This is a genomic window from Actinomyces polynesiensis (genome assembly GCF_000820725.1).
In the GTDB taxonomy this organism is placed as follows: Bacteria; Actinomycetota; Actinomycetes; order Actinomycetales; family Actinomycetaceae; genus Pauljensenia; species Pauljensenia polynesiensis.
Genome location: NZ_CCXH01000208.1, coordinates 1 through 7300, shown reverse-complemented (window position 1 = coordinate 7300; position 7300 = coordinate 1). Strand labels below are relative to the sequence as shown.

The 7300-nt window shown below is 72.9% G+C and carries 8 protein-coding genes; 4 read left to right on the top strand and 4 right to left on the bottom strand.

What is annotated here, in order from left to right:
• The 4 genes from TA90_RS08905 to TA90_RS15605 all read right to left on the bottom strand — a co-directional run.
• On the bottom strand, positions 1-528 hold a 528-nt coding region (locus TA90_RS08905; protein ID WP_043535852.1), incomplete at its 3' end, for an NAD(P)-binding domain-containing protein.
• The gene (locus TA90_RS15165; RefSeq protein ID WP_052450696.1) at positions 518-2500 is read right to left on the bottom strand and encodes a PH domain-containing protein; all 1983 of its coding nucleotides are present in this window, start codon (positions 2498-2500) and stop codon (positions 518-520) included. The genes TA90_RS08905 and TA90_RS15165, both read right to left, overlap by 11 nt.
• A gap of 62 nt (positions 2501-2562) precedes the next feature.
• On the bottom strand, positions 2563-2868 hold the full coding sequence (locus tag TA90_RS15610; RefSeq protein WP_231550712.1) for a PH domain-containing protein: 306 nt from the start codon (positions 2866-2868) through the stop codon (positions 2563-2565).
• Complete coding sequence (locus tag TA90_RS15605) at positions 2868-3044, bottom strand: hypothetical protein (RefSeq protein ID WP_231550711.1); 177 nt, start codon at positions 3042-3044, stop codon at positions 2868-2870. The genes TA90_RS15610 and TA90_RS15605 overlap by 1 nt, the downstream gene beginning before the upstream one ends.
• Positions 3045-3166: 122 nt before the next feature.
• Between TA90_RS15605 and TA90_RS08890 the strand changes: the two genes are divergently transcribed.
• The 4 genes from TA90_RS08890 to TA90_RS08875 all read left to right on the top strand — a co-directional run bounded on the left by TA90_RS08890 (position 3167) and on the right by TA90_RS08875 (position 7191).
• Positions 3167-3883 (top strand): response regulator transcription factor, encoded by a 717-nt coding sequence (locus TA90_RS08890; protein WP_043535851.1) that lies wholly within the window; start codon positions 3167-3169, stop codon positions 3881-3883.
• Positions 3884-3886: 3 nt separating this feature from the next.
• Complete coding sequence (locus tag TA90_RS08885) at positions 3887-5590, top strand: sensor histidine kinase (protein WP_074015367.1); 1704 nt, start codon at positions 3887-3889, stop codon at positions 5588-5590.
• A 61-nt stretch (positions 5591-5651) separates the two neighbouring features.
• A complete protein-coding gene (locus TA90_RS08880) occupies positions 5652-6659 on the top strand; it encodes an HD domain-containing protein (protein ID WP_043535850.1) in 1008 nt (335 codons plus the stop codon).
• Positions 6660-6897: 238 nt separating this feature from the next.
• The gene (locus TA90_RS08875) at positions 6898-7191 is read left to right on the top strand and encodes a WXG100 family type VII secretion target (RefSeq protein WP_043535849.1); all 294 of its coding nucleotides are present in this window, start codon (positions 6898-6900) and stop codon (positions 7189-7191) included.
• The last annotated feature ends 109 nt before the right edge of the window (positions 7192-7300 follow it).

Genomic DNA, 7300 nt, shown 5'->3' with positions numbered 1-7300 from the left:
CGCCCGTCGTGCCTCCTCGACCACCACGGGCTCCCCGCCGAGCTCGACCACGAGGGCCTGGGCGATGGGCAGGACCGGTGCCGGGGCGGTGACGGCGAAGGGCGTGCCGACCAGACGGGCGACGTCGACGGTGGTCCCGGTGAAGGTCATCGCGGGGTGGATGGCCATCGGGATCGCCCCCAGGCGCCGGGCGGGTTCGAGGACCCCGGTGCCGTGGGCACCGCTCGTGTGGACGACGAGCTGGCCGCCCTGCCACACGCGGAGGTCCGCGAGCCCGGCGACCAGGGGCCCGAGTTGGTCGTCGGGCACGGCCAGGACCACGAGCTCGCAGCGCTCCACCAACGCCTCGACCCCGAGGACGGGCACTCCCGGGAGCATGACCTCCGCACGTTCCAGCGAGGCGGGGGAGGTCGCCGTGACGCCCACGACCGTGTGCCCCACCGCCCTCAGGGCAGAGGCGATCACGGGACCGACGTGCCCCATCCCGACCACGCCGACCCCGAGCCGTCCCGGACGCTCACCTGTCATGGGAATCCTCCTCCGACGGGCCGGCCCCGTCCTCGTCACTCCTGACCCGACCTGCGACGGCGTCCCCCTCCGCCGGGGAGACTCCGGCGCCCGTGCCGTCCCCGGGTTCCGCCCGGGTCCCGGCGCCCACGTCCTCGACGATCGCCTCGCGCAGGCGGGGATCGGGGACCGCGTCGGCCACACGCATCATCCACTTCTCGGGGGGCTCCGAGCCGCGCCGCACACGACCCAGCTCCAACAGCTCCCCGAGGAGGTCCCGTGCCACGTCGGCGTCCACGTGGTGGGCCGTGGCCCGCACCGAGCCGGGGACGATGTGCATGTGCAGGGTCGCGAGACCGAGGTGACGCAGCCAGGGGCCCTGGTCGACACCGAGCGACTGGAGACGCTCGACCGGGGCGATCGTCAACGAGTGGGAGACACGCCCGTCACGCACGACCAGGCAGGTGCGTGTCAGGGCCACCGCGCGCCGGCGCCAGCTCAGCGGGTCCAGGACCCGCGAACGCCTCGGGTTGGCCACGAACCCCCGGCCCCCGTCCTGGCCGTGCAACCCGGTCTCGATGAAGGCGCGCGGGTCCTCCACGCCCAGGTCCCGCACGACCAGCCAGACGGCCAGCTCGGCCTCGGCGCGGGTGCCCACGGGCAGGAGGACGTCGCTGGAACCGCTGGCCCCGCTGCCGGTGTCCGAGGAGTCCCCCGCGTAGCCGGCCTGGGTGATCGTCACGCGGTACCAGCCCATCCGCCGCCACAGGAAGGGCTGGGTGACGGCCACCGCGTGCACCCTGCGCGGGGGGATCGTCTGGGACCGGGTCTCGGTCAGTCCACGTCTGATGCGGATGCCGTCGGGGGAGACGGCAGCGGTGAAGTTGAACTCCCCGGAGAACCTGCCCCACAGGTGGGAGGCCACACCGAGGACGCCGGGGACCACGGCGAGCAGCCCGGTGAGCGAACGCGCACCCAGGGTCACCACGGCGACGGCCACCCCGGCCACGACCCCGACCAGCACGAGGAGTCCGACCAGGGTTCCCGAGGAGATCAGCATCGAGGCCGCCAGGCGGCCGGCGGGGACGCGGTAGAGCTCGTGCTCGTGGGCGACCGGCACCGACGAGGGCGCCCCCGTGGCCGGGTCCGGGTGGGAGGCACCGTGGTGGTGCGGGGCGGTGCTCCCGGGCTCCGCACCGTCGGGCTGCGTCCCGGCAGGGGGGCGCACGAGGGCGGAGCCGGCGGGTGTGTCCTCCCCGGGGAGGGGGTCGGCGGGCGCGTCGTCCCCGCGTGCGGGACCCTGCGTCGACCCCGCAGCGGACGGCACCGCCGTGGGACCGTCGTCGGCCCGGTGTGCACCATCCGGAGCAGTGCGTGGCCCGGCGCCGTCCCCCGCTCCGGTCCCCCCGTCCGCCGGGGTCCGGTGACCCGCCCCCCGGACGGTGGAGGTCCCGTGGCCCGTGCTGACCCCGGGGGCCAGGTGGAGGCCCGCAGCCCGCGCGAGGATCTCGGCGCGCAGGGCGTCGAGGGTGTCGGTCGTGAGGTAGCCGAAGGTGAGGTTCGACCCGCTCCCCCCGGCGACCTCCACCGACAGGCGGCCCAGGCCGAAGAGACGTCCGAGGAGGGGGTGGACGACGTCGACCGCCTGGATGCGGTCGAGGCGGGCGTGGCGCTGGGAGCGGAAGAGGATCCCGGACCGGTACCACACGGCGTTGTCCGTGACCGCGTAGGACGTCGCCCGCCAGGCGAGCCACGAGTACGCGCCCGCCACCAGCAGGAACAGCAGGAGCGCGCCGAGCACCATCGCGGCGATGAGGAGACCACCGCGTTCACGCGCCCACCGGGAGTTCAGGAGGTCGGTGACCAGGTCGGTGTTCTGGTAGACGATCACCGCGAGGAGGGCCGCGAGCGCCTTCCAGGCGTTGAGCACCGGCGAGATGGGGTGGACGCGACGCCAGGCGTCCTCAGGCACGCCCTCGTCCACGGCGCGCACGCGTCCGTCCCCGGGTCCGCCGCCGCGCGGGCCCCGGCCCTGCTGCGACCCGCCGTCCGCGCTCACAGGCCCGCCAGTTCCGCGGACCCTCGCTCGGCGAGCAGGTCGCGCAGTCGGGCGGCCTCCGCGGCAGGCAGACCGTCGAGACTGGCAGAGGTCTCCGCGGAGGCGGTGTGGAGGGTGATCGAGGCGATCCCGTAGCGGCGCGCGATGGGGCCCTCGGAGACGTCGACGTACTGGATGCGGCCGTAGGGGACGACCGTCAGGCTGCGGAACATGATGCCGCGGCGGATGAGGAACTCCTCCCGCGTCTCCGCGAAGCCGATGGCGCGCACCTGCCGGGGGACCAGCCACAGCAACCAGGCCATCACCCCCAGCAGGACGCCGACCCCGGTCCAGACCCACGGGTGACCAGCACCGCCACCACGGCGCAGGCCAGCGCCGGGACGAGCGTCCAGATCAGGACCGCGATGACGCGCACGGTCACCAGGCCGGCGGACACGGGCACGAAGTCGACGCCCTCCGGCTCCAGGGGGTCGGTCATGGTGGCTTCCTTCCGGGGGAGTTGGCCGCGGGCGCGGCGCACCCATCGTGTCACACCGGACACCACGCAGCCTTCCACCTGACTCCCAGCAAACATCCAGACAACCGGACCAAGCTGGTCCCATGACGATCCCGAACACCCCCGAGCAGGGCGAGGCGAGACTGCTCGTCGTCGACGACGAACCCAACATCAGGGACCTCCTCGCCTCCTCACTGAGGTTCGCCGGTTTCGACGTCCTCTCCGCCGAGGACGGCGCCGGCGCCTACCGCCTCGCCACCGAGGAGTCGCCCGACCTCATCGTCCTGGACGTCATGCTCCCCGACATGGACGGCTTCACGGTGACCCGCCGCCTGCGGGAGGCCGGGGTCAACGTCCCGGTCCTCTTCCTCACCGCGCGCGACGACATGCGCGACAAGATCCAGGGCCTCACCGTCGGTGGGGACGACTACGTGACGAAGCCCTTCGGCCTGGAGGAGGTCGTCGCCCGCATCCGTGCGATCCTGCGCCGCACCCGCCAGGGTGCCGAGGACGACGGCAAGCTGAGGGTCGGTGACCTCGTCCTCGACGAGGACGCCCACGAGGTCCACCGGGCCGGCACGGAGATCGACCTCTCCCCCACCGAGTTCAAGCTCCTGCGCTACCTGATGATCAACGAGGGACGCGTCGTGTCCAAGATGCAGATCCTCGACCACGTGTGGGAGTACGACTGGGACGGGGAGGCCGCGATCGTCGAGTCCTACATCTCCTACCTGCGTCGCAAGCTGGCCGTCGAGGGCGCCGGTGGGGAGCTGATCCACACCCGTCGCGGGGTCGGGTACATCCTGCGCGAGGAGAACTGACCCGTGGGCTGGGTCGACCGGGCCCGCAGGGCCTGGCACGCCACACCGCTGGTGACCCGGATGGTCACCCTCATCACGGCCCTGCTGGCCCTCGGCCTGGCGATGGCGGGCACGGTGATGATCGGCCTGCTGCAGCGCCACCTCATCGCGCAGGTGGACGAGCAGCTCTCCACCTCGGCGAGCTCACTGGTGTCCCAGTCCACCCAGTCGACCACCGACGACAGCCCCAACGTGCCCACTCCCTTCTACATCCGCTGGGTCCTGGTGGACGGGAGCACCCGGGTCTCCGTCTCCCGTGACACCCTCGCCCGCTCGGGCACACCCGAGATCCCCCAGCTCCTGACGATCGGTCAGGTCCCCGACACCTCGGACGGCACGACCCGGCCGGTCACGGTCGCCTCCTCGCGGGCGGGCTACACGTGGCGGGCGATCGCCATGCCCGTCTACTTCCAGGGCACCTCGACACCCGCGGGGGTGATGACGGTGGCACTGCCGCTCACCGACGTCCACCGCACCCTGGCGAACACCGCCGCCTACTTCCTGCTCTCCTCCGTCATCATCGTCGCGGCGGGAGGCGTGCTGGGCAGGTACCTCGTGCGCCGCTCCCTCTCACCGCTGCGCAGCATCGAGTCGGTGGCCGGACAGATCGCGGCGGGCGACCTCACCCAGCGCATCCGGCCCGAGCCCCCGACCACAGAGGTGGGTTCCCTCGCACTGTCCCTGAACACCATGCTCACCCAGGTCGAGCAGTCCTTCGAGGCCCGCGAGCGCTCCGAACGCCGCATCCGCCGCTTCGTCTCCGACGCCTCCCACGAGCTGCGCACACCCCTGGCCGCGATCCGCGGGTACGGGGAGCTGTACGCCATGGGAGGTGTGCCCCCCGAGCGCACGGCAGAGGTCATGGGGCGCATCCAGTCGGAGGCCACACGCATGGGCTCCCTCGTCGAGGACCTCCTCACCCTGGCGAGGCTCGACGAGGGCCGGGCACTCACCCCCACCGAGGTCGACCTCTTGAAGATGGCGGACAACGCGGCCTTCGACCTGCAGGCCCTCGACCCCAGCCGGCCCGTGCGGGTCATGTCCCTGGCCGGGCGGCACCCCCCGATGACCCTGGTCGTCTCCGCGGACCGCGACCGTATCCAGCAGGTGTTCACCAACCTCGTGGGCAACATCGACCGTTACACACCCGAGGGGTCGTCGGTGGAACTGGCCCTGGGCACCACGGGTGGTTGTGCCGTGGTGGAGTTCCGCGACCACGGGCCCGGCATCGCCCCCGAGGACCACGACCGTGTGTTCGAACGCTTCTACCGTGCCGACAACTCCCGCGCGCGCTCCCTGGGGGGCTCGGGCCTGGGTCTGTCGATCGTGGCCGGGATCCTCGCCGCGCACCACGGCAGCGCCAAGCTGACCCGGACCCGCGGCGGCGGCCTCACCGTGCGCATCGAGCTCCCCCTGAACCCCTTCCCGGTCGGACCCGCCTCCGCGGACGAGGGCGACCGCGGCCGTTCCGACGGCGGGGCCACGTCGCCGACACAGGAGCCCCTGTCGGTGGGATCCGACCCGGAGGCGCCCGTCGCGACGCGGTCCGAGGGGACGACGGCGCCCGCAGGGACTCCCGCGGAGGAGGCGCAGCCGCCCTCCGACGTACCCCGGCACACCTTCGCCCCGCCGCCCGGACCGGAGGGTGAGGACCGCCACGGATCGTGACTCGCAGGGGGCATCCGGCTAGCATGTGTCGGTAATGTCCCCCAGCAGGAGCGTGGATCACATGGGTGCAGAAGCACCTCAGTGGCTCTTCGGTTCGTTCGTCGAGGCCATGCGCGAGATCGGTGCCACGGCGCCGGTGGCGGACCTCGATGCCGAGGCCCGCGACCTCCTCAAGCGCTGGACCGAACCGGGACGCCGCCTGCACAACGTCCGGCACCTCATCAATGTGCTCGCCCACGTCGACGAGCTGTCCTCCTCGACGCACGACCCCGACGTCCTGCGGGTCGCGGCCTGGTACCACGGGGCCTTCCTCAACACGGCCGTCGAGGCGAAGCTGACCGGCACCAGCCCGGAGACCATCGCCCACCGCTGTTCCGCGCACACCTCCCAACGCCTGCGTGCCCTGGGCGTCAGCGACGACGTCGCGAACCGGGTCGGTGAGCTCGTGACCACCATGGCCACCCACGCCGCCTCCCGGGACGACCTGGACGCGCAGGTGCTCTCCGACGCCGACCTCGCGGCCGTCGCGGCCACCCCCCAAGAGTACAAGAAGTACCGCCAGCTCCTGCGCGAGGAGTACGGGAACGTCGACGACCTCACCTACCTGCGGGCCCGACGCCTCGTCGTGCGTCACCTCCTGGCCCGTCCCTCCGTCTTCCAGTCGCCCCGGGGCCAGGCTTGGGAGACGCGGGCGAGGGAGAACCTCGAGGCCGAGCTCGCCAAGCTGGACGAGGCCATCGGCAAGCTGGACCCCTCGGACTCCTCCCCCAACGGCGAGGCACACCAGGACGTGGACGTCGACGTGGCCGAGGGACCCGAACGGCCCAACTTCGGCTCCGACGAGTCCATGACCTCCACCGGGACGATCATCATCCGACGCAAGCACCTGCGGAAGAACGCCACGCCCCAGGACGTGGACAACGACGCCACGACCTCGACCGGTCGTCTCCCCCTCCTCCCGACCACCGGCCACACGCCCGGGCCCGAGGAGGACGAGGACGACGCGTCCTCGCTGGAGACCGCCATCGACGCCCTGGACGTCCCGTCGCGTCCGAGCGACTCCCACTGACTGACGGCCCCCTGCCGGGGACCACGGCACAACCGTGCCCGTCCCCAGGTGCCCGGGTCCGCGCTGGTCACCACCGCCCGGGGCGCGGGCACTCCCGCGCCGGTGGCGTCCCCCGTCCACAGGACCGCGGCCGTCCTCCCGCGTCCCCACAGGTGCGCGCCCCGCACCCCCGGAGGTTCGGGAGGTCCACCTAGCCTCGCCCCGTGGTCCCAGGGTGGGACCGGGAGGGAGGAATCGCATGGCGATGTTCGTGGTCGATCCGGAGCAGGTGGCCGCGTCGGCGGCACGTGTGACGGGCACGGGAGAGCGGATCAGGGGTGAGGTGGCGGCCATGATGGCCGACCTGGTCTCCCTGCAGGGCAGCTGGGCGGGGGTCGCCTCCGCGAACTTCACCGAGTGCACGGCACAGTGGCGCGTGACGCAGGCCCAGGTCGAGGCGGCCCTGGACGCCATCGGCGCCCAGCTGGCCGTCGCGGCAGGCACCTACGCCGATGCCGAGTCCCGCTCGGCCTCCCTGTTCCTCGGTCGGTGAGGCGTCGTCCTCGGCGACGTGGAGGAGTGCCCCGGGCCCGGCGGGGTCGACACGGCCCGCGGCCCCGGTGCGACCGGTGCCGCGGGCGGTGCCTCCTGCTGCGCGGGGC